Annotated in this window: 1 pseudogene; it reads left to right on the top strand. The window is 41.2% G+C overall.

The features are described 5' to 3' along the window. A pseudogene (locus R8N49_RS29500) lies at positions 1-421 on the top strand (type II toxin-antitoxin system HipA family toxin); the annotation flags it as partial. Between the last annotated feature and the right edge of the window lie 135 nt (positions 422-556).

Raw genomic sequence — 556 nt, 5'->3', positions numbered from 1 at the left:
AAACATAGAAGCCATCGCTCAAGAGGGAACAAAACGCAACTCACGAAACGGTAAGTTGTCTGCTGATGAGGGTCGTGCCGCCAGTATCCCTCAATATTTTGCAATGTCGATAGGAGATTGGGAAAGCGAAGACTTTCAAAATCCGCCGAAAGGTAACTTCAAACGCCCTACCACCAGCTATGATTTAGCTGAATTCGGCGCTCTGCTGGGTTATTCAGGCACCAAAATGGCTTCCATAATGGTAGAAACCGTTGGTGCTATAAAAAATGCTCTGAAGAAAGCGATTGACCTTACCGAAGCTCAAGGAATCGAGGATCGAGAACGTGAACACATAGAACTATGTGTCTCACTCATCCAAACAGAGTGTGAATACTTGCTATCGCAAGCCGACGGTGTGCCAGAAATGAGTGAGCTTCTTTAATGTAAATGTAAAACCTAGTAACTAATCAAATTAGATTCTACAGCGACATACCTGATTTGATTAGTTAGTTACTACAATATCTTTATTTATTCTATTTAGGTGACGTTGCTTTGATGAAAGGAATTGAATCAAAAA

The organism is Vibrio sp. 1978 (assembly GCF_033344345.1).
This window is presented reverse-complemented; position numbering and strand designations above follow the sequence as displayed.